The 25,730-nt window shown below is 60.1% G+C and carries 29 protein-coding genes and 1 other RNA gene; 9 read left to right on the top strand and 21 right to left on the bottom strand.

Going from position 1 to position 25,730, the window contains the following annotated elements; translation table 11 throughout:
• Nucleotides 1–91: 91 nt before the first annotated feature.
• On the bottom strand, nucleotides 92–808 hold the full coding sequence (ctrA, locus tag AC2FM5_RS00340) for a response regulator transcription factor CtrA (protein ID WP_170339250.1): 717 nt from the start codon (nucleotides 806–808) through the stop codon (nucleotides 92–94).
• Between the two features lie 84 nt (nucleotides 809–892).
• A complete protein-coding gene (gene sciP, locus AC2FM5_RS00345; RefSeq protein WP_170338674.1) occupies nucleotides 893–1,186 on the bottom strand; it encodes a CtrA inhibitor SciP in 294 nt (97 codons plus the stop codon).
• A 130-nt stretch (nucleotides 1,187–1,316) separates the two neighbouring features.
• Here sciP and mnmA point away from each other — a divergent pair, with 130 nt between their 5' ends.
• Nucleotides 1,317–2,462, top strand: a complete 1,146-nt coding sequence (gene mnmA / locus AC2FM5_RS00350; protein WP_496733286.1) for a tRNA 2-thiouridine(34) synthase MnmA — start codon at nucleotides 1,317–1,319, stop codon at nucleotides 2,460–2,462.
• On the opposite strand, the gene AC2FM5_RS00355 is transcribed toward mnmA, so the two are convergent.
• From AC2FM5_RS00355 to AC2FM5_RS00440, 18 genes are all read right to left on the bottom strand, one after another.
• Nucleotides 2,456–3,040 (bottom strand): hypothetical protein, encoded by a 585-nt coding sequence (locus AC2FM5_RS00355; protein WP_496733287.1) that lies wholly within the window; start codon nucleotides 3,038–3,040, stop codon nucleotides 2,456–2,458. The genes mnmA and AC2FM5_RS00355 overlap by 7 nt on opposite strands.
• Nucleotides 3,040–4,197, bottom strand: a complete 1,158-nt coding sequence (gene lpxB / locus AC2FM5_RS00360; RefSeq protein ID WP_170432734.1) for a lipid-A-disaccharide synthase — start codon at nucleotides 4,195–4,197, stop codon at nucleotides 3,040–3,042. The genes AC2FM5_RS00355 and lpxB overlap by 1 nt, the downstream gene beginning before the upstream one ends.
• A complete protein-coding gene (locus AC2FM5_RS00365; RefSeq protein WP_170580369.1) occupies nucleotides 4,197–4,991 on the bottom strand; it encodes an LpxI family protein in 795 nt (264 codons plus the stop codon). The genes lpxB and AC2FM5_RS00365 overlap by 1 nt, the downstream gene beginning before the upstream one ends.
• Before the next feature lie 4 nt (nucleotides 4,992–4,995).
• Entirely contained in the window at nucleotides 4,996–5,781 is a 786-nt protein-coding gene (gene lpxA, locus AC2FM5_RS00370; protein WP_170339261.1) for an acyl-ACP--UDP-N-acetylglucosamine O-acyltransferase, read from the bottom strand.
• Entirely contained in the window at nucleotides 5,778–6,251 is a 474-nt protein-coding gene (gene fabZ / locus AC2FM5_RS00375) for a 3-hydroxyacyl-ACP dehydratase FabZ (protein WP_170339263.1), read from the bottom strand. Before fabZ ends, lpxA begins: the two co-directional genes overlap by 4 nt.
• Before the next feature lie 72 nt (nucleotides 6,252–6,323).
• The gene (locus AC2FM5_RS00380) at nucleotides 6,324–6,908 is read right to left on the bottom strand and encodes an OmpH/Skp family outer membrane protein (RefSeq protein WP_170442656.1); all 585 of its coding nucleotides are present in this window, start codon (nucleotides 6,906–6,908) and stop codon (nucleotides 6,324–6,326) included.
• Between the two features lie 5 nt (nucleotides 6,909–6,913).
• On the bottom strand, nucleotides 6,914–9,274 hold the full coding sequence (gene bamA, locus AC2FM5_RS00385) for an outer membrane protein assembly factor BamA (protein WP_170390042.1): 2,361 nt from the start codon (nucleotides 9,272–9,274) through the stop codon (nucleotides 6,914–6,916).
• Nucleotides 9,275–9,401: 127 nt separating this feature from the next.
• Nucleotides 9,402–9,530 carry a hypothetical protein gene (locus AC2FM5_RS00390; protein WP_254920122.1) on the bottom strand — a complete coding sequence of 43 codons (129 nt, stop codon included), beginning with the start codon at nucleotides 9,528–9,530 and terminating at the stop codon, nucleotides 9,402–9,404.
• Nucleotides 9,531–9,633: 103 nt separating this feature from the next.
• On the bottom strand, nucleotides 9,634–10,986 hold the full coding sequence (gene rseP / locus AC2FM5_RS00395) for an RIP metalloprotease RseP (protein WP_496733288.1): 1,353 nt from the start codon (nucleotides 10,984–10,986) through the stop codon (nucleotides 9,634–9,636).
• Nucleotides 10,987–10,990: 4 nt separating this feature from the next.
• Complete coding sequence (dxr, locus tag AC2FM5_RS00400; protein WP_496733289.1) at nucleotides 10,991–12,163, bottom strand: 1-deoxy-D-xylulose-5-phosphate reductoisomerase; 1,173 nt, start codon at nucleotides 12,161–12,163, stop codon at nucleotides 10,991–10,993.
• Nucleotides 12,163–12,945, bottom strand: coding sequence for a phosphatidate cytidylyltransferase (locus tag AC2FM5_RS00405; protein WP_496733290.1), 783 nt, complete (start codon nucleotides 12,943–12,945; stop codon nucleotides 12,163–12,165). Before AC2FM5_RS00405 ends, dxr begins: the two co-directional genes overlap by 1 nt.
• Nucleotides 12,942–13,673, bottom strand: coding sequence for a polyprenyl diphosphate synthase (uppS, locus tag AC2FM5_RS00410; protein WP_170357748.1), 732 nt, complete (start codon nucleotides 13,671–13,673; stop codon nucleotides 12,942–12,944). The genes AC2FM5_RS00405 and uppS overlap by 4 nt, the downstream gene beginning before the upstream one ends.
• 9 nt (nucleotides 13,674–13,682) lie before the next feature.
• Complete coding sequence (frr, locus tag AC2FM5_RS00415; RefSeq protein ID WP_170338696.1) at nucleotides 13,683–14,246, bottom strand: ribosome recycling factor; 564 nt, start codon at nucleotides 14,244–14,246, stop codon at nucleotides 13,683–13,685.
• 183 nt (nucleotides 14,247–14,429) lie between these two features.
• Nucleotides 14,430–15,425, bottom strand: a complete 996-nt coding sequence (gene acuI, locus AC2FM5_RS00420; protein ID WP_496733291.1) for an acryloyl-CoA reductase — start codon at nucleotides 15,423–15,425, stop codon at nucleotides 14,430–14,432.
• Between the two features lie 88 nt (nucleotides 15,426–15,513).
• Complete coding sequence (locus AC2FM5_RS00425) at nucleotides 15,514–16,617, bottom strand: dimethylsulfoniopropionate demethylase (protein WP_496733293.1); 1,104 nt, start codon at nucleotides 16,615–16,617, stop codon at nucleotides 15,514–15,516.
• Nucleotides 16,618–17,145: a DinB family protein gene (locus tag AC2FM5_RS00430; protein WP_496733294.1), complete on the bottom strand. Its 528-nt coding sequence runs from the start codon at nucleotides 17,143–17,145 to the stop codon at nucleotides 16,618–16,620.
• On the bottom strand, nucleotides 17,145–17,849 hold the full coding sequence (locus AC2FM5_RS00435) for a DUF1326 domain-containing protein (protein WP_093962001.1): 705 nt from the start codon (nucleotides 17,847–17,849) through the stop codon (nucleotides 17,145–17,147). The genes AC2FM5_RS00430 and AC2FM5_RS00435 overlap by 1 nt, the downstream gene beginning before the upstream one ends.
• 4 nt (nucleotides 17,850–17,853) lie before the next feature.
• Nucleotides 17,854–18,645, bottom strand: a complete 792-nt coding sequence (locus AC2FM5_RS00440; protein ID WP_170367071.1) for a DUF2182 domain-containing protein — start codon at nucleotides 18,643–18,645, stop codon at nucleotides 17,854–17,856.
• Nucleotides 18,646–18,730: 85 nt separating this feature from the next.
• On the opposite strand from AC2FM5_RS00440, the gene AC2FM5_RS00445 reads away from it, so the two are divergent.
• The 8 genes from AC2FM5_RS00445 to AC2FM5_RS00480 all read left to right on the top strand — a co-directional run bounded on the left by AC2FM5_RS00445 (nucleotide 18,731) and on the right by AC2FM5_RS00480 (nucleotide 25,028).
• Nucleotides 18,731–19,462 (top strand): FadR/GntR family transcriptional regulator, encoded by a 732-nt coding sequence (locus AC2FM5_RS00445; RefSeq protein ID WP_170339285.1) that lies wholly within the window; start codon nucleotides 18,731–18,733, stop codon nucleotides 19,460–19,462.
• A gap of 127 nt (nucleotides 19,463–19,589) precedes the next feature.
• Complete coding sequence (locus tag AC2FM5_RS00450; RefSeq protein WP_170390029.1) at nucleotides 19,590–20,990, top strand: selenium-binding protein SBP56-related protein; 1,401 nt, start codon at nucleotides 19,590–19,592, stop codon at nucleotides 20,988–20,990.
• A 13-nt stretch (nucleotides 20,991–21,003) separates the two neighbouring features.
• On the top strand, nucleotides 21,004–21,654 hold the full coding sequence (locus AC2FM5_RS00455) for a hypothetical protein (protein ID WP_170363509.1): 651 nt from the start codon (nucleotides 21,004–21,006) through the stop codon (nucleotides 21,652–21,654).
• A gap of 64 nt (nucleotides 21,655–21,718) precedes the next feature.
• A complete protein-coding gene (locus tag AC2FM5_RS00460; protein ID WP_496733295.1) occupies nucleotides 21,719–22,081 on the top strand; it encodes a DUF4345 family protein in 363 nt (120 codons plus the stop codon).
• 35 nt (nucleotides 22,082–22,116) lie between these two features.
• Nucleotides 22,117–22,464, top strand: a transfer-messenger RNA (tmRNA) gene (ssrA, locus tag AC2FM5_RS00465).
• A 101-nt stretch (nucleotides 22,465–22,565) separates the two neighbouring features.
• Nucleotides 22,566–22,997, top strand: a complete 432-nt coding sequence (locus AC2FM5_RS00470) for an ester cyclase (protein WP_093961996.1) — start codon at nucleotides 22,566–22,568, stop codon at nucleotides 22,995–22,997.
• Nucleotides 22,998–23,212: 215 nt separating this feature from the next.
• The gene (gene chrA / locus AC2FM5_RS00475) at nucleotides 23,213–24,487 is read left to right on the top strand and encodes a chromate efflux transporter (protein ID WP_496733296.1); all 1,275 of its coding nucleotides are present in this window, start codon (nucleotides 23,213–23,215) and stop codon (nucleotides 24,485–24,487) included.
• 76 nt (nucleotides 24,488–24,563) lie between these two features.
• Nucleotides 24,564–25,028 carry an SspB family protein gene (locus tag AC2FM5_RS00480; protein ID WP_496733297.1) on the top strand — a complete coding sequence of 155 codons (465 nt, stop codon included), beginning with the start codon at nucleotides 24,564–24,566 and terminating at the stop codon, nucleotides 25,026–25,028.
• A 40-nt stretch (nucleotides 25,029–25,068) separates the two neighbouring features.
• On the opposite strand, the gene AC2FM5_RS00485 is transcribed toward AC2FM5_RS00480, so the two are convergent.
• Nucleotides 25,069–25,596 carry a hypothetical protein gene (locus AC2FM5_RS00485; RefSeq protein ID WP_170357954.1) on the bottom strand — a complete coding sequence of 176 codons (528 nt, stop codon included), beginning with the start codon at nucleotides 25,594–25,596 and terminating at the stop codon, nucleotides 25,069–25,071.
• Between the last annotated feature and the right edge of the window lie 134 nt (nucleotides 25,597–25,730).

Here is a 25,730-nt window from a genome sequence, read left to right on the forward strand (position 1 = left end):
AGTGATAGGGCGAGGTCATGGTCAGGTCCAGATGTGCTGAGCCGTGAGTGCGAGTGCCACCCTGGACCGCGGTGGCAGATGGGTCAGATTTTCAGGCGCCGACGGCCAAGCGAGTGTTTTCCACCGTGTCCGTCTGGGGATCGCGCAATACATATCCTCGGCCCCACACCGTTTCGATGTAGTTCTCGCCGCCCGTGGCGTTGCTGAGCTTTTTGCGCAGCTTGCAGATGAAAACGTCGATGATCTTGAGTTCCGGCTCGTCCATGCCGCCGTAAAGGTGGTTGAGGAACATCTCCTTGGTCAGGGTCGTGCCCTTGCGCAGGCTCAGAAGCTCCAGCATCTGGTATTCCTTGCCGGTCAGATGCACCGCCTGATTGTCGACCTCGACCGTCTTGGCATCCAGATTGACCGCGATTCGTCCGGTTCGGATAATCGATTGCGAATGACCTTTGGATCGGCGGATGATCGCATGGATCCGCGCCACCAACTCCTCGCGGTGGAACGGTTTGGTCAGGTAGTCGTCGGCCCCGAAACCGAAGCCCTTGATCTTGCTTTCGGTGTCGTCGGCTCCGGACAGGATCAGGATCGGCGTTTCAACCCTTGCAATGCGCAACTGACGCAGGACTTCATGTCCGTTCATGTCCGGCAGGTTCAGGTCAAGCAGGATCAGATCGTAGTCATACAGCTTGGCCAGATCTATGCCTTCTTCGCCCAGGTCCGTCGCATACACGTTCAGGTTGGCATGCGTCAGCATCAGCTCGATGCTTTTTGACGTGGTCGGATCATCCTCGACAAGAAGAATTCGCATTGCACTGCTCCAATTCAGCTCAACTATTCCAGTTCGGGTTAACCCTGATCACAAATGGTTAATCTGACGTTACCGTTGAATCATTTATTCGCTTTCGCCTTTAGGTTGTCTATATTTTTTTAGCGCCGTCACTTTCAAGGCCTCGATTCCGTGTTCGGCGACTGCAGACACCCATGTGTTGAACTCTTCGTCACTCAGGCCGTATCGTTTCTTGGCGTCCGACAAGGAGATCAATCCGTAAAGCACGCCTCGAACGACAATGGCCTTTCTTGATGCGACCCAGCGTTTCGTATCCGCAGGCGGCAAATCCGCTCGGGACAAAACAGACCCATCCGGCAGGGTAACTGACCTTGGTCCCTCAACTTTGTGCAAATACATCTTTCGACCCTTTTTCTGGTGCCACAAAGCTGACGGCAGTCTACTTAATGCGCGGTGAAACCGCCCCTTGAGAGTGCGTAGAATTTTCCTATATTCTGCCGGTCTTTCTTAACCCGGACTGGAACAGCCCATGGCCTTCGACACCGAGACCCCTCTGAACTCGCTTGGCTTTGCCAAACCCCCGTCGGAAACGCGGGTGGTCGTCGCCATGTCGGGCGGTGTCGACAGCTCGGTCGTGGCGGCGTATCTGGCGGATCAGGGTTATGACGTTGTTGGCGTAACCCTGCAGCTGTATGACCACGGGGCGGCGCTGGCCAAGAAGGGTGCGTGCTGTGCCGGGATCGACATCCACGACGCCCGTCGCGTGGCCGAGGAGCGCGGTTTTCCACACTACGTTCTGGATTATGAAAACATCTTCAAGGACGCCGTGATCGACGAGTTCGCCGACAGCTATCTGGCCGGCGCGACTCCGGTGCCCTGCATCCGCTGCAACGAGCGCGTCAAGTTCAAGGACCTGTTGGAAACCGCCAAGGATCTCGAGGCCGACTGCATGGCGACCGGCCATTACATCCAGCGCAAAATGGGTCCCAATGGCCCCGAATTGCACTGCGCCGAGGATGCCAACCGCGACCAGTCCTATTTCCTGTTCTCAACCACGCCCGAGCAGTTGGAGTTCCTGCGCTTCCCGCTGGGGCATCTGCCGTCCAAGGACGCGACCCGCGAGATGGCCGCGCAATACGGGCTGAGCGTAGCCGATAAGCCCGACAGCCAGGACATCTGCTTCGTGCCCAACGGCAACTATGCCAGCGTGATCGAGAAACTGCGCCCCGGCGCGGCCGAACCGGGCGAAATCGTTAACGCCGATGGCCGTGTTCTGGGCCAGCATGAGGGCGTGATCCACTACACGATCGGCCAGCGGCGCGGTCTGGGCATCGGCGGGCTCAGCGAGCCGCTCTATGTCGTCAAACTGGACGTGGACCGCAAACAGGTCGTCGTCGGCCCCAAGGAACTGTTGGCCACCCGCACCATCCCCGTGCGCGAGATCAACTGGCTGGGCGATGAGCCCTTCACCTCGCAGAAAGAATGGCATGTTTCGGTCAAGGTCCGCTCGACCCGCCCCCCGCGCGAGGCGATCATCCGTCCGCTGACCGACACCACCGCCGAAGTCGAGTTGCTGACGCCCGAAGAAGGTGTCTCGCCCGGGCAGGCCTGCGTGTTCTATGAAACCGAGGGCAGCCGCATCTTCGGCGGCGGCTGGATCTGGCGCGGTTACTGAACCGCGTCGGTCCACGAATTGCTGAGGATATAAAGCCCGGCGCAGATCATGACGTAAGGCACGAGGTACTCCAGCCGTTGCGCCAGACGTCCCGTCATGATCTGGGCGCGCCCACCGATCAGCCCCACGATCGCAAGGGAGAGCGCTGCTAGTCCTGCCCCAAGCACACCTGCCAGCCGGAAATCGGGGGTCGAGTCCGCCAGCAAGGGGGCGAGGACCGCAAACGTGTCCATCGAAAGGCTTGTGAACAACAACATTGTCACAAGCGCCGAGGCGCTGCCCGGCACTGCGGGCGCGTCCTGCGCATTTGTTCCGCGAAGCTGTCGAGCGGCCCCGAAAAGCCCCAAGGCCAGAGGGATGCCTCCGAGGTAGCCGGCCCAGTGCGGCACAACATCTTCGACCCCCAGCGCCAGCAGGAAAGCCGCGCCGATCACAAGCCCCTGTGCCAGCAGGAACCCCAGAACCGCGCGTTGCGGACCGGTGACGATCATCAGGGCGACCAGCGCCATGAGGTTGTCGAGATTGGTCAGCACCTGCGCCATGAAGGCCGAGGCCGCAAAGACCACATAGTCCAGCATCACGGCGTCATCCGCTCCAACACCGCGCGCGCGGCCCGAAGACCGGGCGCTTCGCCACCGCGGCCGAGACGTTCCATCGTGATGGCCATAGCCTGTTCCTGCGCGTCCGGCGCGGCCGACACGGAGGCAAGCGCGGCGGAAATGGCTTCAGGCGTGCAGTCATCCAGCAGGCATTCCGGCACTGTCCGGGTTTCGGACACCAGGTTGACCAGCGTGACCGTATCCAGCTTGACCATGCGCTCGGCGATCTTCTGGGTCAGCCAGGTCAGCTTGTAGGCAATCACCATCGGCGTGGACTGGGCCGCCAGCTCCAATGAGACCGTGCCGGACGCGGCCAGGGCGATCTCGGCGGCGGCAAAGGCCGCACGCTTGCTGGCAACCGCGTGATCCGTATCGATGTTGCGCGGGTCCACCACGACCGGCTGACCCGGCCAGGACCGAACATGGGCAGCTACGGTATCGGCCACATGCGCGACCGCCGGAACCACCACCCGCATGTCGGGGCGGTCTTTCAGGTACAGGTCAAGCGCCGCTCCGAATACCGGCGCCAGCCGATCGACCTCGCCCCGGCGCGAGCCGGGCAAGGCCAGCAGGATCGGCGCGTCGCCCAGCCCGTGATCGGCGCGGAACTGCGCGATCTGCGCGTCGTTTGCAACCGGCTCGCTGGCCACCGGGTGGCCCACGAAATCGCACTCCATTCCGGCGTTTTCCATATAGGGTGGCTCGAACGGCAGCAGGGCCAGAACATGGTCGATGACTTTGGCCATTTTGTCCGCCCTCTTGGGGCGCCAGGCCCAGACGCTGGGCGCGACGTAGTGCACGGTGCGTATATTGCTGCGCGCCTTGACCTGCTTGGCCACGCGTAGCGAAAAGTCGGGGCTGTCGATAGTAATCAGAACGTCGGGCTGGGTATCAAGAACGGCCTGCGCCGTTTCGGCGATGCGACGTTTGAGGTGAAAGAACTTGGGCAGAACCTCGACCAGGCCCATCACGCTGAGCTCGGACATCGGGAAGCGGCTGACCAGACCCTGAGCCTGCATCAGCGGCCCGCCAACCCCGTCGAATTCGATATCCTGAACAAGGGACTTCAACCCCTCCATCAGCGCACCGCCCAGACGGTCGCCCGACGGTTCACCGGCGACCAGAAAAACGCGCATCAGACGGCCCGCTCATGTACGTGCAGGAACAGGCCCAGGCGGTCGCATTCCGCGATCACTTGGGGCCGGTCCAACACGATCACCCCACCCTTTTCGATGACGATGCCGGACAAACCGGCCGCAACGGCGCTGGATACGGTGTCGGGGCCGATGGCAGGCAGATCGGCACGTCGGTCTTGGCCCGGCTTGGGGCCCTTGAACAAAATACCACCGCCCGCATCAGGGCGAGCGGCCAGAGATTGCAGCATCCAGGCCGTGCCGAAGGCCCCTTCGACAACCAGAACTTGGCCTTTGTGAACAACGCAAGCCTGTCCGATATCCGCTGCCCCCATGGCACGCAGGACACCCACGGCCCGGTTTGCATCGCCCAGCTCCGCCTCGGTCGGCTGTGCCTGAGTCAGACACCCGAGAGGAGGCAACAGGTCCGGCGCGATCTCGTGCGCGGCCCGAACGCGTAGACCTGCGTCCTCCAAAATGCCGATCACCGCCCGCAAAGCACCGTCGTCGCCCGACATCAACGCCTGCTGTATGATCGGAACCAAGGGCATGGTCTGCGCGTCAATCCGAGCGGGGTTTATGTCTGGCCTGCGGACCGCACCTGCGAGGCATACATCTGTGACGCCGCGCGCTTTGAGCTCGGCGACAAAACTGCCCAACTGCTCCAGCGGGAAGGTCACGTCTGGCGTCAGAGTTTCGGGCTGAAATCCCTCCATCGCGCAAACCAAGGGGCGTTCCGGCAGGTGTGCAACCAGTTCGTCCGGCAAAACCCCTGTTCCCGCGATCAGAGCCAGCATGATCCTATTTCCTTGGTGTCAGGAACGAACGATCGCTTTCGCCCGTCACGAATTCCACGATCTGACGCACATAGTCGCTGTCTGTGCTGTCGCCCAGACGCTTGGCGCGGTCCATAAAGGTGCCCTCGCCTTCGGACAGCTCGCGAAAGGCCGCACGCAGCGCCGAAATGTCCGCCCGGGAAACGCCACGGCGTTTCAGGCCGACAAGGTTCAGCCCCTCCAATTCGCCGCGCGAGGCCTGAACCAGGCCGTAAGGGATGACATCGTTGGGCACCATGGTCAGCGCACCGATGATGGCGCCGCGGCCCACGCGCACCCATTGATGCAAACCGGAAATGCCGCCGATGATCACGTCATCCTCGATGATGCAGTGGCCGGCGGCGCCGGAATGGTTCACCATGATCACCCGGTTGCCGATCTGCACGTCATGGGCCACATGGACCCCGGCCATCAGCAGGCAGTCATCGCCGATGCGGGTCACACCGCCGCCACCCTCGGTGCCGGTATTGACCGTAACGTGTTCCCGGATGCGGTTTCGCTTGCCAATTTCCAGCCGCGTGTTTTCGCCCCCGAACTTGAGGTCCTGCGGGATTTCACCAATCACCGAAAAGTTGAAGATGACGCAGTCGTCACCGATCGAGGTCTCCCCTGTGACAACCACATGCGACTTCAATTCGACGCGGTCGCCCAAACGCACCTGTGGCCCCACATGGCAGAACGGGCCGATTACGCAGTCCTGGCCGATCTGAGCGCCGTCTTCGATGATCGCGCTGGGATGAATTCGGCTCATGCTGTTTTTTCCATATCCCAATCGACGTAGGCCGAGAACTCGGCCTCGGCCGCCACTTCTCCGTCAACGGTCGCACGGCCGCTGAACTTGAAGATCTTGCCGCCCTTCTTGCCGCGCACGGTTTCGACATGCATTTTCAGCACGTCACCCGGCACCACTTTGCGGCGGAATTTGCACTTGTCGATATTCATGAAATAGATCAGCAGCTCGCTGTCGATGACATCCATGCCGACGCCCAGCATAACACCTGCGGTTTGCGCCATCGCCTCGACGATGGTCACGCCGGGCATGATCGGCGTTCCGGGGAAATGGCCCTGGAAATGTGGCTCGTTCATGGTGACGTTCTTGATACCAACCGCCGACTGATAGCCGTCAATCTCTTCCACCTTGTCAACCAGCAGGAACGGATAGCGATGCGGCAGGATCCGCTGGATCAGCTGAATGTCGGCGCTCTTGGTTTCCGTGGTCATTTTCAGGATGTCCTGTTCTCGAGGTCTCGTTCACGCGTGGTTAGCAATACCCGTACCCAAGGGCAAGCCACGCTATGGCTTGTCGCCCTCTTCCAGCTGCGATCCGTCGCCGATGGCCGCGTCGATCTTGCGGATGGCGATGGCCGTAACATCCGAGGCGTCCGAGCTGAGAAACACGTTGGATCGTTCGATGATCAGCGACGCGCCAGTTTCACGCAGCAGGTCGATGAGCACGGGCTGCGCCATCTCAAAGAACTGGTTGCGTGCCTCGTCACTGCGGCGGGCCAGAGCATCCAGTTTCGCGCGTTGCCCCTCGCGGTGAGACTGGACCTTTCGGTCGAAGGCTTCTGCAAGCGGGCGGAACTCCTCGGGGCTCAGGACTTCGCGCTTTTGCGTCAGCTCTTTTTCCTCGCGGCTCAGCTCGGCAACGATGCGTTCATTTTCAGCGGCCAGCGCAGCACTTTCTGCTTCGATCTCATCAAAAACCCGTCGCCCGAATGCTGACTCGGTAAAGATCCGGTCGCTTGAGATGGTCAGCACGCCGGATTGCGGTACACCCAACTGCTGGGCGGCCACTGGGAGCGACACCACCAGGAAGATCAAAACACACAGGGCCCGTGACGGGCCCTGTACAAACTTCGATATCGCTTTGACCATGGACGTCAGAACCGTGCCTGAATGGTAAAGTCGAAGTTCTGCTCTTTGTCGAAGTCTTCCTTCTTCACGGCCTGCGAGAAGTTGAACCGCAGCGGACCGAACGGCGTATCCCATAGCAGCGAGACGCCGATGACCTGACGGATCGAGCCGTCTGCGCCGACGATATTGGCACCTGTCGTATCAACATTGTTGATGTTGTACAGGTTGCCGATGTCATAGAAGACACCGCCGCGCAGCCCCAGTTCCTCGGGCAGACCCAACGGGAAGTCCGACTCGAACCGGGCGACCCAGTAGTAGTTGCCGCCGATCGCATCATCCTGCCCGTTCGACAGGTCACGAGGGCCGATACCGGCCGGCTCGAAGCCGCGGAACGTTGTCGGACCCAGAACATAACGGTCAATTGCCCGACTGAAGTCGTCACCTTGCCAATGGAGCGCGCCGGCCTCGAAGGACGCACGCAGCGTCATTTCCTCGTTCAGAACCTTTGTCTGGGCAATCGCCCGGGTCGAGGTCTTGAAGTACTTGTTGTCGCCACCAAGGCCAGCCGCGTCCACGCCGACCTCGAACAGAACACCTGCATTCGGGTTCAGGCCGCCCAGCCGGCTGTCATAGACATAGGCCAGCCCCAGCGAGCTTGTCGAACGCTTGCCTTGCGCGATTTCCGACGCGATGACTGCCCCGTTGACCTCGTCATCCTGCTGCGACATCTCGGACTTGTTCCAGTTGTAACGCAGCCGCAACGAGGACAGTTCGCCAATCGCATAGCTGAGCTGCGGATTGATGAACACGCTCTTGGTGTCATAGCTGGCAAAGCTGGAATTGGTCCTTGAAAGACCAAAGCCCAGATCAAAACGCAGTTTGCGGCCCAACAGGTACGGTTCGGCAAAGTTGATGACGTACTGTTCAGAGTCCTGCGCAGTCGACAACGTCAGGCCAAATTCCTGTCCGCGCCCGAGGAAGTTCCGTTCCTCAAGCCGGATGGCGATCCCGAAACCGTCGGAAACCGAGTAGCTGCCGCCCAACGCCAGTGAACCGGTCGGCTGCTCCTGGACATCCACGTCCACGATCACCTGGCTGGGGCTGGACCCTTCGCGGGTTTCCACATCCGCGACCGAGAAGAATCCCAAGGCCCGGATACGTTCGGCACTCTGCCGGATTTCGCGCGGGTTGAAGGGGTCACCCTCGACCGTGTCGAACTGGCGCCGGATGACCCGGTCCAGAGTGGTCGTGTTGCCCTCGATGTCGATCCGTTCGACGAAAATGCGCGGGCCTCTGGTCAGCACGAACTGAACGTCCAGCGTAAGGTCACGGTCGTTGCGGGTCACGCGCGGCTCAACGCGCAGAAAGTCGACGCCCTGCTTCAGGCCAAGACGCTCCTGCCGAGCGATCGAATTCTCAATCAGAGTTGGCGAATACGTAACACCAGGTTTGATCTTGAGGGCCTTCTGATACTCGGCCGCATCAACGCCCGGGATTTCGCTGACCGTCGAGATGTTGCCGAACGAGAATTTCTGACCTTCGGTAATGTTCATCACCAGATAGAAGGCGTCGCGCTCACGCGTGAACTCGACATTGGCGCTGTTGATCCGAAAATCGACATAGCCGCGCGACAGGTAGAAATCACGCAGGACCTGTTTGTCGAATTCGATGCGGTCGGCAATGAACGTGTCACCGCGCAGGAAGGTACGCAGGATGTTGGCCTGCTTGGATTCAAGGACACGGCGCAGACGACGGTCCGAATATGCTCGGTTTCCAACAAAGCTGACGCGCTCGATCTCAATCGTGGTGCCTTCGGCGACTTCAAAAACCAGATCCACCCGGTTGTCGCTGCGGCGGATGATCCGCGGAATGACAGTGGCCGACACACGCCCTTGCGCCGAGTAGATTTCGGCGATCTTGTCAGCGTCGGACTCCGCGACCTGCGGGGTGAACACCCGGCGAGGCTGCGACGAGATTGCCTGGATCAACACGTCGTCCTTGACGCGGCGATTGCCCTCGATGCTGATCTTGTTGATCGTCGGATACTCGGCGACCTCGATCACCAGAGTGTTCCCGCGCGGGGTCAATTCGACTGTCTCAAAAACACCACTGTCAAGCAAACGCTGGTAGGCGTCATTCAACTGGCCCGCAGTGACTGTCTGACCGGGTGTGATTCCTGTCCGGGCGATGATGGTGGACGTCTCAATGCGACGGTTGCCCTGAACATCGAACGACGAAATCGTGTAGGTCTGGGCCTGGGCGGCTTGCGGTATCGCCGTAAAACTCATTGCCGCAAAGAGGAAAAAAATCGTTAGTGCCCGCCACAGAATATTGTCGTGCGGTTGCGCAGTACCGCAGGATGTGCCCGCGCCTCTCCTGTAAGCCATTTTTGTCTCTACCTAGAATTTCGGACTTTAGAAGTTGAGTAGCCGCTCTGATGGGCCTTGTCAAAAGCACAAACGAAAAACGCGACCGGATCGGTCGCGCTCGAGTCGTTCAGCTGGGTATGGGGAATCACATACCGGCCAGATATGCGGCGCCTGCCAGTGCCAAAGCGGTCAGCCCAAAGCTCAGCAACGCGTCCCAGTTCAATACAAACAGGAAGCTGAAGCCCCGATAGGAATTTCGCAATGCCTTGGTCATTGGTTACAGCCCGCTTGATTGCACGTCTCGGCAAAATTACACCAAACAAACTAGGTTTGAATTGAGGCAATTTTGCGACCGTAACGCGTCAATGCCGCCACAATCAGCAGAACAGGTCGTTGCTTACCGAGAAGATCATGAGGCTGAGAATTAACGTGATGCCCACCGCCATCAACAGTTGCAAAGCTCGGTCGCTGGGCGGTTTCCCTGCGACGGCTTCGTAGGCGTAGAAAACAAGGTGCCCCCCGTCCAATGCCGGGATTGGGAACAGGTTCAGCAGGCCTACAGCAGTGGACAGAACCGCGATGAAGAAGATGAAGCTCTGTGCCCCTTGGCTCGCCATCGCGCCTGAGGTTTCCGCGATACCAATGGGTCCGGACATGTTGCAGGTGCTGATCGCACCGGTGACCATGTGCCAAATACCGGACAGCGACCCCTCGATGATGCGGCCGGTCTGGATGACACCGCCATGCAGCGAGTCGACTAGACCCGCAGGTTCGGTCGCCGGCACCAGCATCATGCCGCCGACGATTCCAATCCGCCATTCGGTTTTGAAGCCGCCGTCCGCCTGCGGTTCATCCGTGCGACGCGGCGCCAGTGCAAATTCCAACTCGGCGCCGTCGCGCCAGACGTCCAGCAGAAGCACCTTTCCGTCCGAGCTTTCGACCTTTTCCTTAAGCTGTTCGAAGGCAAAAATCGGTTCGCCATCAACCGAGGTGATGACGTCGCTCGCCTGCAACTGGATATCCATCGCAGCACTGCGCGGGGCGACCTGCTGGATCAAGGGCGGGAACAGCCACGGAGCCGACACGTCGAGGGTCTGGCCGTCGCGGATGACAGTGTATTCGAGAACCGGCTGCACCGGCAGCGCTTCGGTAAACTCGGTCCAGGCCCCCTCCTGATCGAAATCAGGCGTGGGGATGCCAGCGATCGCAACGATTTCGTCCCCCTCCTGAAGCTCCTGCACGGTGCCCGGCAGAGGTTTCAGCGATCCGACCGTCAGTGGCTCGCGGGTCACGCCTTGCGACCAGAAGATCAAACCGAAGACAAGGATCGACAGAACGAAATTGAAGACCGGCCCGGCTGCAACCGTGGCAGTCCGCGCCCAAAGCGGTGCGCCATGCATCGTCCGACGCAATTCTTCGGGGCTCTGCGTGGTGATTTCGGCCATCGTCTCGGTGTCCTTGCCCGAGGCCGCATTGGCATCGCCCAGGAATTTCACGTAACCGCCAAAAGGCAGCAGAGCGATCTGCCATTTGGTGCCGCGTTTGTCCATTCTGCTCCAAAGCACCGGACCAAACCCCAACGAGAACACCTCGGCATGGATCCCGGACCAGCGGCCAACGATGTAGTGCCCGTATTCATGCACCGCCACGATGACGGACAGCGCCACGACGAATGCGGCAATCGTATAGACCAGCCCACCAAATTGCGGGATCAGCGAGAGTATGTCCAAAATTCTATCCTGCTCTTCGTAGTACGGCGTCATCCACCCATTGACGTGCCAGATGGTCCGTTTTCAGGACGTTATCAAGGGTCAAAGGGGCATCAATAAGGCCGCCTGCATCGTCGAAACGGTCCAGAACGGCGGCCACGGCGTCGGTCATGTCCAGAAAGCCGATGCGTTGACCGATGAAATGATCCAACGCACGCTCCTTGGCAGCGTTGAAGATCGCGCCTGACAGGCCACCGCGTTCCATGACCTCGCGGGCCAGCCGCAGGGCCGGGTAACGCGCCGGGTCCGGATCACGAAAACGCAGCTGACCCAGCTTGGCCAGGTCCAGGCGCGGCACCGGCAGGTCGCGCCTTTCGGGCCAATGCAGTGCATAGCCGATCGCATGCCGCATATCAGGCGCGCCCAAATGCGCCATCACTGCGCCATCGCGAAATCCGACCAGAGCATGCACGATGGATTCCGGGTGAACCACAACCTCGATCCGGTCAGGGTTGATCCCGAAAAACTCTTTGGTCTCGATTACTTCCAGCGCCTTGTTGAACATCGAGGCGCTGTCGATCGTTATCCGCTGTCCCATGTCCCAATTGGGGTGGCTCGAAGCTTGCTCGACCGTAGCGCCGGCCAGCTTCTCGACCGGCCAGTCGCGAAAGGCGCCGCCGCTGGCAGTGATGATGATGCGCTCGACCGCATCCATGTCTTCACCCACAAGCGCCTGAAAGACCGCCGAATGCTCGCTGTCGACAGGCAGCAGACGCGCGCCGTGGCGTTCCGCGGTTTCCAGAACGAGCGGGCCAGCACACACCAGAGTTTCCTTGTTTGCCAAGGCCAGGGTCGCGCCTTGCTTCAAAGCCTCAAGCCCCGGCGCCAAACCGGCCGAGCCAACAATGGCGGACATGACCCAGTCTGCTGGGCGAGCGGCCGCTTCGATCAGCGCGGTTGTGCCCGCGGCGGCCTCGATCCCTGTGCCGGACAATGCATCGCGAAGATCATCCAGATGCTGGTCAAAGGCGGTTACTGCCACTTCAGCGCCCAGCCGGCGGGCGTCCTGCGCCAACTGCCGGACATTCGCCCCGCCGGTGACGGCGACCACCTTGTAATCCTCCGGGGCCCGAGCAATCAGATCGCTCGTATTCTGGCCAATCGATCCGGTCGCGCCGAATATCGAAACCTTTCGCATCAGATTTCCCCGGGCGAATAGACCAGCGACGCGATCAGAACCATCAGCGATGCACCCATCATGCCGTCAAATCGATCCAGAAAACCGCCATGTCCTGGCACCAGGTTCGAGCTGTCTTTGACCCCGAACCGCCGCTTGACGGCGCTTTCCACGATATCACCGGCCTGGCTGGCCATCGAGGCCAGGACCGAAACCAAAACAAACCGATAGCCAAACCCGGCATACGCGGCAACGGCTGCGCCCACCAGCGCGGCTGCCACCCAGCCGCCCGCCGTGCCCGACCAGGTTTTCTTGGGGCTGACCCGCGGCCAGAACTTCGGGCCACCGAACGTCTTTCCCACGAAGTACCCAGCTACGTCCGTGGCAACGACGACCAGGATCAACCAGACCATCCAGCCAAACCCCATCGTCTCGCGGATCTGGATAAACCCGTAACCCGCACAGGCAATCCACATGGCAAACAGCACGTAGATCCCGCGTGAGTGCGAGACCTGCCCTGCCCCGACCAGTGCGGGCGCGATCAGAAAGGGCAGTTTGTAGAGCGGCGGAACATGATAGCTGAGCATGACGGCAACGCCGGTCAGGATTCCCAACTGAACCGCGACGCCCATCCGATCGGAATCGATCATGCGAACCAGTTCCCAGGTCATCAGACCGCACGCTGCGGCAACAAATGTCTCGAACCATAGTCCGCCCAGCCAAACCTCGACCACTCCAATAGCGACCAGTACCAGGGCAGACAACACCCGGGTGGTGAGGTCGGACCATCGGCCGTCCGTCATGCCGGAACTGCTCCGAACCGGCGTTCGCGCGACCCGAAGCTCTTGCACAGCCGTTCCAGCTCGGCCGCGGTGAAGTCGGGCCAGAGCGTGTCGATGAATTCGTATTCCGAGTAAGCGGATTGCCAGAGAAGGAAATTCGATATCCGCGCCTCGCCGCTGGTGCGAATGACCAAATCGGGGTCAGGCAGGACGCGCGTGTCCAGATATCTGGGCAGCGTTTCCTCGTCGACATCTTCTGGCCGCAGGTTGCCTGCGGCAACGTCCCGCGCCAGCCGCTTGGTTGCCCGGGCCACTTCGTCCCGACCACCATAATTGAGAGCGACGGTCAGGTGGACAAGGTCATTGTCGGACGTCTCGCGCTCCAGCGTGTCCATCAACTCGATCAGTTTGGCATCCAGCCGCACCCTGTCGCCGATGAATCGGACACGGATACCGTTTTGGGCCAGGGTTCGGGTTTCCTTGATGATGTAGCGCTTGAACAGGCTCATCAAACCGGCAACCTCGACCTGGGTCCGTTTCCAGTTTTCCGTCGAGAAGGCAAAAATCGTCAGGTACTTGATCCCCAGCCCCGGGCAGGCTTCGACCACTTCGCGCACCCGACGGGCACCGGCGTGATGCCCGTACAGCCGTGGCCGGCCGCGCGCCTGGGCCCACCTACCGTTGCCATCCATGATGATGGCCACGTGACGCGGTCCACAGGGGGGCTCGTTTTGGGGATCAGCGGGCATGGCTTGCGCTCAAACCTGCATGATTTCGGCCTGCTTGGCCTCAAGGGCCGCATCTACGGCCTTGATCATCTGGTCGGTCAGTTCCTGAACCTCGGTTTCCCAGAACTTCTGATCGTCTTCCGACAGGCCGTCGGCCTTGGCTTTCTTGATCTGATCCATGCCATCGCGGCGCACGTTGCGAATGGCAACGCGGGCGTGTTCGGCGTATTGCCCGGCCACTTTGCCCAGCTCGCGGCGGCGCTCTTCGTTCAGCTCGGGGATAGGCAGCATGATGATCGTTCCGTTCAGCTGCGGGTTGATGCCCAGTCCGCTTTCCCGGATCGCCTTTTCCACTTTGCCGACCAAAGACTTGTCCCAAACATTCACGGTGACCATGCGCGGCTCGGGAACGTTTACAGTGCCGACCTGGTTAATCGGTGTCATCGACCCATACGCATCCACCATAACCGGCTCGAGCATCGAAGCCGACGCACGCCCGGTGCGCAGCGACGCGAATTCGGTTCTGAGGTTGGCCATCGCGCCATCCATGCGGCGTTTCAGATCATCGGTGTCCAGTTCAAAATCGTCAGACATGCTGCTCACTCCCCGTCTTCAGGTGATGTTGGAATGGCTCTTACGCCATCGCACCTGGGATGTATAGCAATCATGGTCGGGAAATGTGGCAATGACCAGAGTTGTTTCCGCGAAAAACCCGATCCCCCGGACAAAAAAGACCAGCCCTGTGGCGGGCCGGTCTGGAACAGAAAAAACTAAGGCTCAGGCGTTCAGGTCAACGACCACGCGTCCCTTGACCTGACCGTTGAGGATGTCGGCACCCAGCTTCGGAAGATCATTCAGAGTGGCCGGCTGAATCATCGCTTCCAGCTTGTCCATCGGCAGATCCGAAGCCACCCGCTGCCAGGCCCGCAGTCGGTTGTCGAACGGCTGCATCACGCTGTCGATACCCAACAGGTTGACTCCGCGCAGCAGGAACGGAATGACGGTCGCCGGCAAGCCCGCGCCACCGGCCAGACCGACCGCTGCCACTGAGGCGCCATACTTCATCTGACCCAGAACGCGCGCCAGCATTGCGCCCCCGACGGCATCAACGCAGCCAGCCCAGGTTTCGCTTTCCAGCGGACGTTTGGTGGTTTCGTTCAACTCGTCACGCGGCACGATCGACGTCGCACCAAGCGCCTTCAGATAGTCTTCGGTTTCAGGCCGCCCGGTCACTGCCGCAACTTCGTATCCCAGATTGGCCAAAATCGCCGTGGCAACCGAGCCGACGCCCCCGGCTGCACCGGTTACCAGAACCGGCCCGCGGTCGGGCGTCAGACCGTGATCTTCCAGCGCCATCACCGCCAGCATCGCGGTAAAACCGGCAGTTCCCACGGCCATGGCCCGGCGCGTGCTCAACCCCTCGGGCAGAGGGACGAGCCAGTCGGCCAGCGCGCTGGCCTTCTGGGCGTATCCGCCCCAATGCGCCTCACCCACGCGCCAACCTGTCAACACCACTTTGTCACCGGGCTTGTACCTGTTGTCCGAGGATTCCTCGACAGTTCCGGCATAGTCGATCCCTGGCACATGCGGGTAACTCCGCACCAAACCGCCGCCCTTGGGCGACATGCACAAACCATCCTTGTAGTTGACGGTCGAGAACTCGACGGCCACACGCACTTCACCATGCGGCAAGTCATCTTCCGAGATCTGCTTGATCACCGGGCTGGCCAGTCCGCTTTCCTCGTCCTTTTCCATCACCAAAGCGTTGAACATATTCCAATTCCTTTCATTGACCGTGGCCCGACCGATCTGTCATCTGGCCCATATGCTTCCCGGGCGCGTCTCGCGCGCCCTTCCCGGCTCAAATCCAGAACTTGTCCTGCACGATTGCAGTCCGCATTCCAGACGGCGTTTCGACTTCGACCTGCGTTCCCGGATCCCAGTGGCTCAGCCGCAGCATACCGATCGACACGTTGGTTTGAAAATCCGGCGACCAGGTGGCTGAGGTCACCTGGCCCACGCGTTTGCCATCGCCATAGACCGGCCACGGCCGATCACAGGGCGGCACCGCGTCTCCCTCAATCGCGATCGGGCGGATTTGCTGAACCGGCCCTTCTTTGGCCACCCGCAACAGCGCATCCCGCCCGATGCAGCCAATGGCCGTATGCGTATTGCAGAACTTGCCCAACCCGCATTCATGGGGCGTGTTGTCGTCGGTCATGTCGTTGCCGTAAGACAGCAACCCGCCTTCGATCCGCTCGATCAGATTGGGGCAGCCCGCCCGAACCTGCAGGTCCTCTCCGGCGTCAAACAGCGCATTCCACAAGGGCATGCCGATGTCGCTGCCTTCGACATAGATCTCGAACCCGCCCTGTTTGGAATAACCCGACCGCGCAATCGCCAGATCACGCCCCTCGAACTGGAACATGTCGAACTTGAAGAAGCGGATATCGCGCACCCGGTCGCCAAAGACCCGCGCCATCAGGTCATCCGCCTTGGGTCCCTGCACCGCCAAGGGCGACACGTCCGGCTCGTCCACCAGAACATCCAGTCGATATCCGTTGGCCAAGCCTTTGACCCACAACAGCAAATCACTGTCTGCGATCGAAATCCACCAGCGGTCATCCGCCAGTTTCACTGCCACCGGGTCGTTCAACATTCCGCCGGTTTCGTCCACGATCGGCACATAGTAGCACTGGCCCGGCAACATGCCGCGCAGGTCGCGCGGTGTCAGCATCTGCATCAGCCGCGCCGCATCCGGGCCGCGCAGTTCGACCTGCCGCTCGCAAGACACATCCCAGACCTGCACATGGGTCTTGAGATGCCGATAGTCGGCCTCGACGCTTTCAAAAACTGTCGGCAGCAACATCCGGTTGTACACGGTATAACCTTTGACACCGGCCGCCTCGACCCCGTCGGAGAACGGCGTGCGCCGCAGCCGGCGCGACAAAGAAATCTGTGGCACTTAGACCTCCTCGGGCAAGAAAACGAGATCACTGACCGGAGCCTCAGACCCGGCCTCGGTCAGCATTTTGTGGATTTGTCCCCGGTGATGCGTTTGATGATTGAAAAAATGCATCACGCACACGGCGTAAGGTAATGTAATGTCTTCTTCTTTTGCCGCGGAATACCAGGTGAACGGACCCGAGATTGGCTCGTCGCCCAGAGTTTCAACCCAAGCATCGATCCGCGCATCGATGGTCTCGCGCAGCGGCAGCCAGTGCGCCAGATCCGGACACAAGTGGACGCTTTCGTGAATACCGCCGCCCTTGCGGTGCGGATTGCTTTCAGGCCCCGGCCCTTTGTCGAACCGGGACATCCAGATCCAGTCGCCCCACAGCAGATGGTTGGCAGTCCCCAGGATCGACCCGAAAAATGCACCGCGTTCCCGGGTCAATTCCTCGGTCGAAAGCTCTTGAAGAAAGCCCGCCAACTGGCTGTTCTGCCAGTGGTTATAGCGGGCCATCTGCCGAGCATAGGCGCCGGTGATCATCACTTGGGTCCGTGCCAGTCGATCGGGCAGATTTCGGCCGATTTGCCGCCGAAATCCCAGACACGACCATAGTCGCGCACCTTCGACTTGGTGCCACGCGCCACGATGATGTCCGGACCCATCCAATACTTGGAATTCGAAACCATGACCGGATGCTCGGGATCTTTGCCTGCCAGCATCTCGATCTCACCCTGGATCTTGCGGCCGATGACGATGCGGCGTTTGTTGCCGTCGCGCTCGATCTGCACCGGAGCACGCTCGGCCCCGATGATTTCACTCACCAGCATCGTGAACAGCCCAGTGGTGCCACCGGCCTGCCCGCTGAAAATCTGCAACAGGCCGTTGTACGCCTTGCCACTTGCGCGCTCATCCACGTACGCGGCGACCTTCCACTGGCCTTCGCCCATCCGGCCGGGAATATCTACCAGCAGACCAACGTTCAGACCCGACAGGTCCTCACCTTCATAGTGTCCCTCGTCGATGATCACACCCATCCACGCATGACAATGCCCTTCGGTCGGAGGGTGCGCCCCCAGCGAAACCACGCAGGGGCAGAACACGTCGCAGGAGCAGTTCAGGATAAGCTCACCCTTGATGGCCCAGTCCGTCGGGCTCATCTCGCGGCGCTTGGGATTTGGCATCCGGCTGTCAATTCGCTGACTGACCGGCAGCTTGTCGGCATCGGGTTTACGGTTTTTTGCCATCGGCTTATCCTCCGTATGCAATTGGGTAGATCAGTAGCCCAAGGCCACCTGCAATCAAAGCGAAACCCAGCGGCCGTGTCAGAACATGACCGATCTGGGGCAATTTCTCCAACACCATGAACAGGGTCGCCAAACCCATCCACAGCAGGCTCATCACGCCTCCGACAAAGCCAAGCGCCATGAACCCCCAGCAGCAGCCGACACAAAAGGCGCCCAGCCCCAGCCCCATGCGCAGACCGCCAGAGAAGCCGGTGCGCCAGTGTCCAAGGAAATAGGTCATGGGTGCATGACACACCCCGTGGCACACCTCCTTGGCGCGCGTGAATTGAAAGGCACCGACGGCAATCAGAAGACCGGCGGCAAAAAGCGGAGACTTGGCAATGCCCAGCATGTCGATCACGCCCCCGAACAGCAAAGCCAGCTGAACACCTGTGATCAACGCGGCGAACCCGGCCCAGACTACGAAATAGCCCAACAGAACGCCGACCCACCCAAGCCTTGTTCCATTGGCGCTCTGGATCAAATCCTCATAGCTTTTCAGTGTCGGAACCAACGTCGGAAGCATCATCGCGGCCATCATGATCGCCCACATCACGAACAGCGGGCCGAACTCGGCCATCGGCATGTACATGTCCATGCGGGGATCCATCGCACGCATCGCCTCGGCCATTGGCCCGGGTCGGCCAATCCAATCGACGCCCATGTCGCGGCTCATGGTGTACATCACCCACCAGGCCCACAGGATCAGGACGAAAAAGCCCAGCCACAAACCACTGCGTAGAAGTGCCCGACTCATGTTCCCTCCCGACTCGGTGCTTGCTTTTCAAATGTCAGACTTTTAAATGTCAGACAAATAAATTTTTCACGGCGGCCTGCAGAAGATGAAAATCGATCCCCAGAAAAGCACCGACCTGTCCGCGCAGATCGCCCAGGCCATCCGCGATGCCATCGTATCAGGAGAGCTGATCGTGGACGAGCGCCTGCCCTCGGAATCCGAGCTTGCGGACCAGTTCCAGGTGTCGCGCCCCACCGTGCGCGAGGCGCTGAAACGGCTGGCGGCGCAATCGCTGATCCGTACCCAGCGCGGCGCGACGGGGGGTGCCTTCGTCAACCGGCTGAGTTTTCAGGACGCCTATTCTCAGCAGATCACGACTTCGACGCTGTTGCTGTCGATGAACGAGGTCAGCTTCGACACCGCTTGCGAGGCCCGCTATGCGTTGGAACGTGCCTGCGCGCGCCTGTCGGCCCAGCGGCGCACCGCCGATCAATTGGCCACCATGCGCGCGGAAATCTTCCGTCAGGCGCAGCCCGGTCTGACGGATGAGGCCTTCTGCGCCTCGGACGTGGCTTTTCACCGGGCACTGGTCGATGGCGCGGGCAACCCTGTCCTGTCCTATCAACTGGCCGGAGCCGTCGAGGCGATGCAGCCCCTGATGAACATGATCACCTTCACCGCCCGCTCGCGCGAGGAGATCATCCGCCTGCACAGCAAGATCGCCGACGCGCTGGAGGCGCAGGACGCCGAGACCGTCGACGCCGCGCTGGTCGAGTTGGAAACCTACACCCGCCGCCTGGCCCATGATGTGGCCGAACGTCGGCGGAAACCGGCCTGAAGACACTCTGAATTCTTCTTGACGCATCACATCAACGGAAAGGACACTCGAGCAGGCAGACCATCATCCGGCGGGAAGACCGGCACTCTCAATAAAATTGATTTTCAATGACTTACGGGAGGACGTTATGAACAAAAGACCGGATCCAACATTCTATCCATCCGCCAAGATGGCCATGGAGGCCCCGCCCGAAACCTTGGCCTTCACGCTGATGCTCAGCCCCGATTTTTCGCAGCCCGATGGCTTGGCGGTTGTGAATGTCGACCCAACTTCGGGCGATTACGGAAAGATCGTTCACAAGGTGATGATGCCCAACAAGGGCGACGAGTTTCACCATTTCGGATGGAACGCCTGTTCTTCGGCCCTGTCTCCGCTGACCGGCCACGCTTTTCTTGAGCGCCGGTACCTGATCATCCCCGGTATCCGTTCCAGCCGGATCTACGTGATTGACGTGAAAGAGCCGCTGAAGGCCAAAATTCACAAGATCATCGAACCCGAAGAAGTCTTTGCAAAGACGGGATATTCCCGCCCCCACACGATCCATTGCGGACCCGAAGGCATCTATGTCAGCACCTTGGGCGGTGGCGGGCCGGATGGCACCGATGGACCTCCGGGCATCTTCATCATGGATTGCGAGACCTTCGACATCATCGGGCGTTACGAGATCGAGCGCGGCGTGCAGGACAAGCACTATGATTTCTGGTGGAACCTGCCGCGTGACTACATGGTCAGTTCCGAATGGGGTCTGCCCCCGCAATTCGAAAACGGGATCGTGGCCGAAGATCTTCTGTCGAACAAATATGGCCACCGGATCCATTTCTGGAACCTGCGCGACCGCACCAACATCCAGACCATCGATTTGGGCGAGAACCACCAGATGGCGCTGGAAATCCGGCCGGCGCATGACCCGGTCAAGCAATACGGATTCTGCGGTGTGGTGGTCGACACCACCAATCTTCAGGGCGCAATCTTTACCTGGTGGCGCAACAAGGATGGCAGTTTCGAGGCCAAGAAGACCATCACGATCGACCCGCAACCCGCTGATCCGGATGATCTTCCTGATCTGCTCAAAGGGTTTTCGGCGGTGCCGCCTCTGGTGACCGACATCGACCTGAGCTTGGACGACAAATACCTGTATGTCGCGTGCTGGGGCACCGGTGAAATGCACCAATACGATGTCTCGGACCCGATGAAGCCCAAGCTGGCCGGCAAGGTCGAGATCGGCGGAATCGTCAAGAAAACCAAGCATCCCAACGGCAAGGACTTTGGTTATGGCCCGCAGATGGTCGAGATCAGCCGTGACGGCAAACGCGTCTACTGGACCAATTCGCTTTATTCCACGTGGGATGACCAATTCTATCCCGGCGATCGCGGCGCTGCGATGGTCAAGGCAGATGTGGGCGAAAAAGGCGGCCTGACACTGGACAAGGGTTTCTGGGTGGATTTCCCGAAAGGGTATCGCAGCCACCAGATCCGGCTTGAGGGAGGAGACTGCTCCACCGACAGTTTCTGCTACCCTTCGGTCTGAATTGGACGTCTTGATGACATCGACGGCCGGCCTCTGGCTGGCCGTTGTTCTGAGCGGCGCCTATCACGGGTTGAACCCCGGCATGGGCTGGCCGCTGGCCGTGTCGGCGGCATTGATGGAGCAACGCCAATCCGCCCTCTGGCGCGCGTTGGTAGCGCTGGCGGGCGGGCATTTTGTGGCGATGCTGGGTGTGTTGCTGCCCTTCGCGCTGATGACCATCCTTGTAGACTATCAGCGCGAAATCCGGATCGGAGCGGCCCTGATCGTAATCGCCATGGGGCTCTACATCGCGATCACCCGGCGCCACCCACGGTTTCTGGCGCGCGTACCGCCCAGTCGGCTGGCGCTGTGGTCGTTTCTGGTGGCGTTGGCGCATGGTGCGGCGCTGATGCTGGTCCCGATCTATCTGGGCCTGTGCGGGCTGGACGAGCTGGATACTGGCCACAGAGCCGTGTCAGAGATCATGGGCACCAATGGCCTGCTGGTCCTGGCTGTGGCCGCGGTCCATACGGGCGCTATGATGCTGGGCGGCGGTGCGCTGGCCTTCGCGGTCTATCGCTGGCTGGGCCTGCAGTTTCTGTCGCGCAGCTGGTTCAACCTGGAAATGGTCTGGGCGCTCAGCCTGATCCTTGTGGGGGTGCTCGGCCTCTGGGCCGCAATCTGAGGTCTTCCCCCTGCCCCGAAACAGATTAGGTTCGACGGGCAGGCATTTGAAAAGCGAGGCCCCCATGACCGGAACACTCAACATCATCGCAGCCCTTCTGACCATCGGCTTTGGCCTGTTCGGCTTTCTGGCTCCGGCCTGGACGGCGGCCTCGCTGGACCTTGCGCCCACCAACAGCACGATGGGCCTCAGCGAGATGCGGGCCTCGGTCGGCGGGCTGTTTGTCGTGACCGGCATCGCCGTATTGTGGCTGAACCACCCGATGGCCTACGCGATGTTGGGCGTGGTCTATGCGGGCGCGGCGCTGGGTCGGTTCGTGTCGGTTCTGCTGGACAATCCCCCCTTGGCCAAAGCGTTGACCTTCGGCGGAATCGAGCTGGTGCTGGCGATCTGGCTGATCGCCGCCAACCCCTCCAAGCCCGCGTGAAAGGTTGGAAAAATCGCCATGATCCCGCGCTTTGGGGGTTTGCATCCGCAAATATCCTCACCTATATAAATCCTGTCCTTCGGGACTATGGACATAAACGCGCTCGTAATAAGCGGATCGGACCCGGGGGCGGTACCCGGCGGCTCCACCATACATCCTTCATTTGGGGATCATGGGGCCGAAACAGGATCGACGAACGTCTAAAGGGGTTAGCTTTGTCTCGGCTGTCTGCCACCGTTACCGGCGAAAACAGTACAATTGCAAATGACAATCGTGCTCCGGTTGCCGTTGCTGCGTAAGCAGTAACCAGACCGAAACTTAAGTCCTTGCGCCTAGCCGCGTAAGGCGGGGTTCGCAGGTACCTGGCAACAGAAACCTGCATTTCCCTAGATTTTGTCTGAGTTTTTACGCCGAAATCGGCCGCCATTCAGAAACTGTTCACTCCTGTCATTCAAAGTAGCGGAAGACAGACAGGAGAGTTGGGATGACTCATTCAGAGATACTCAGGGCCTGGTATTCCGAGGTCTGGGAAAAAGGCAATATTGACGCGATCGACCAGTATTTTGCCCCGGAAACGATGGCCGAAGGGCTGATACCCGAAATGCAGGTCGGCGCGGACGACTTTCGCGACCTGGTCATGGCCTTTCGGCACGTTCTGGGCGAAATCCAGGTGGACTTGCCCAAAATTATCGAAAACGGCGATTGGGCGTCGGCCGTTCTGCATGTGCGGACCTCGCGGGCGGACAACGGCGCGCCCTTGGAGGTCACAGGCCAAGTGATGGCGCGCTTCAAAGGTGACAAGATGGTCGAAGCCTACAACCAGTTCGACTTCGTTTCCCTGTTTGAACAGCTCGGTCAGTTCCCGCAGGATACCTTGCCCGTCTGCATGACAGGGCAACGGCTGGACTGGGCCTGAACCGGTTCTTGACCGCGCAACCTGACCCCGAGTAGCAAGAGCACACGGGGTCAGCATGTGAACGCCCTGCCCGGCGGCAGCCCGGGTTCGCATGTCTCCAAATCCAAAGGGGCACATGCCATGGCTGCGCAGTTTCCAATGATCGCTGGTGGTCGGATCAGCACCTATGCTCCGAATATCGGATGGAGCCGACCGAGGACCGCCGAAACCGGCGCATGCAGGGCGGAGCCCCGGTAGTGAACCCCCCACTGGCAGAACTGGTCCGGGTGTTCGGCCGCATTGGCCTCCTCTCATTTGGTGGCCCAGCGGCACAGATCTCATTGATGCACCAGGAATTGGTCGAACGGCGGCCATGGTTGGATGAGCAGACCTTTCTGCGCGCGCTGTCGTTGTGCATGTTGCTGCCCGGCCCCGAAGCCATGCAACTGGTCACCTATGCCGGTTGGCGGCTGCGGGGCGTGCCGGGCGGGCTGATTGCCGGCGGCCTGTTCGTTCTGCCCGGAGCGCTGGTGATAGCCGTGCTGGTCGGCCTGTATGCTGCCTACGGAGACCTTCCCCTGGTCCAGGCTGCATTTCTCGGGATCAAGGCCACGGTTATCGTGATCGTTCTCCAGGCGGTGCTCAATCTTTCTCGCAAAACTCTATCTGGGGCAGAGCCCGGGATTCTTGCGATACTGGCGTTCTTGGCGATCTTCGCTCTGAATCTACCTTTCCCCCTGATCATTCTGGCCGCGGCTGTCTGGGGCTTTTCACGTAAGCCTTCAGAGCAGCCTTCAGTTTCGCAGAATGTCGATACCGCGTTGGCTCGGCCCGTGCGGACCGCAGCGCTCTGGCTGTTTCTGTGGTTGGCTCCGCTGGTGTTGTTGACCCTTTCCGGCCAGACATTGCTAAGCGATCTGGGCTGGTTCTTTGCTCGATTGGCAGTAGTCACTTTCGGCGGGGCCTATGCGGTGCTGGCCTACATGACCCAGACGGTCGTCGAGAACTATCAATGGATCTCTACCGATCAGATGATCGATGCGCTGGGACTGGCAGAAACCACCCCCGGCCCATTGATACTGGTCACACAATTCGTCGCCATGCTCGCCGGGCAATTGGCGGGCGGGATGTCCCTTGCGCTGGCAGCCGGGGTCGTTGCGCTGTGGGCGACCTTCGTTCCGTGTTTCCTGTGGATATTCGTTGCCGCGCCTTACCTGGACGTCATAGCGCAAAGACCGAGACTGTCGGAAGCATTGCGCGCAATTACCGCGGCGGTCGTCGGTGTGATTCTCAACCTGTCGGTGTGGTTCGGACTGCACGTCCTGTTTGGAACCATCGGAAAAGTCGAGTTTGGTCCGATCTCACTGCCCATTCCGGTTTTTTCGACCTTGGACATCGCAGCCGTTGGATTGACATGCCTTGCCGGTGTCTTGATTTTCATAAGAAAAACCGGTCTGGCAACGACGCTGGGCATCATGATAGGTGCAGGCGCAATCCTGCATCTGGTTTGAACAATCAGACGCAACCCGCTCTTTCGTTTCCGATCAAATCCCTTATGCTTGGGATAACCACTTTCGAGGATGACACATGTCGCAAGGCATTGACTACGGCAACTTGATGCACACCGCTATGCGCCGGCTGATCAAGACTGTTCTGAAGCGCGTTTCTGAAACCGGACTGCCCGGCGCGCACCATTTCTTCATCACGTTCGATACCCGTGAGCCCGGCGTCGAAATCGCTGACTGGCTGCGCGAACGCTACCCTGATGAGATGACGATCGTGGTGCAGCACTGGTTCGAAAATCTCGAGGTTGGCGAGGACGGATTTGCCATCACGCTCAATTTCGGTGACGCTCCGGAGCCGTTGTATATCCCCTATTCGGCCATCCAGACCTTTGTCGATCCGTCGGTCGAATTCGGCCTGCGCTTCGAAAGCTCGGACGAAGAAGATGAGGACCCGGTGGAAATCGAGGCCGAGTCGATCGAGGTCGAACCCGACGACGAGCCGCATCACGATGCGGATATTGTATCGCTGGACAGCTTCCGCAAGTAATTCGCGGCCATTGGACGAGGCTTCGCTTTTTTGGCGGAGCCTATTGTTTTTCCAGGAATGTTTCGACCGAACGCGACTTCTGTCCATCTCTGAACCGGGAAAAGGACAGGTTAAGCCCGCCCTCGGCCAGTGTCCGGTCATACTGCTGCAATTCGTATCCGCCGTCCTCATCTATGAACAGCGAGAAGACGGTCAGTGTTTCCCCTTCGATCCGCCCCCAGACAAAGGGTTCCCCCTTCATCGGGTCCAGCGGAACCTCATGACCGAAGACATTCCGCTTCATGGCTGCGGAATAGATGTTGTTCCGATCAGAGGGTCGGAACTCGACCGAAAAGCTTTGTTCTTTCACCCGGCCGTCAGCTTTGTAGGTGGTAGTCGTCCATTTGACCACGAACCCTTCGCCAGTCTCTGCGATGGAAACGCTCATGTCGCGCGGGGTCGACGATCCGTCCGCATCCACCACGTCGGCAGATCCGACATAGTCGCCGACAAAGGGACCAATGTCCTGCGCCCATCCCGGAGACGCCAACAAAATTCCAAACGCCAGTATCGACAGCCATCGGGCCATTTGCGCGAAAAATGAGGTCCGGTCTGAGCGATTCATGGTTCTTTCTCCGCGGTTGCCTTCTATATCTTAGCTCAGCCGGGAACGGGCACAATGGTACGTCCCTGTGACCAACCAAGAAAAGTGACGCACACCGC

Source organism: Ruegeria sp. BHSA162 (genome assembly GCF_059613385.1).